1 rRNA gene is annotated in these 223 nt (G+C 53.4%); it reads right to left on the bottom strand.

The features are described 5' to 3' along the window. Positions 1-223, bottom strand: a 23S ribosomal RNA gene (locus WG891_RS27220); the annotation flags it as partial.

Below are 223 nucleotides of genomic sequence, written 5' to 3'. Positions count from 1 at the left end.
CAGGCGTCACACCGTATACGTCCACTTTCGTGTTTGCACAGTGCTGTGTTTTTATTAAACAGTTGCAGCCAGCTGGTATCTGCGACTGGCTTCAGCTCCAGGAGCAAGTCCCTTCACCTACGTGCCAGCGTGCCTTCTCCCGAAGTTACGGCACCATTTTGCCTAGTTCCTTCACCCGAGTTCTCTCAAGCGCCTGGGTATTCTCTACCTGACCACCTGTGTC

This window comes from Serratia sp. MMO-28 (genome assembly GCF_037199905.1).
Taxonomy (GTDB): Bacteria; Pseudomonadota; Gammaproteobacteria; order Enterobacterales; family Enterobacteriaceae; genus Chania; species Chania oryzae.
Note: the sequence above shows the minus strand (reverse complement) of the source record. Positions and strands in the feature narration are given on the sequence as shown.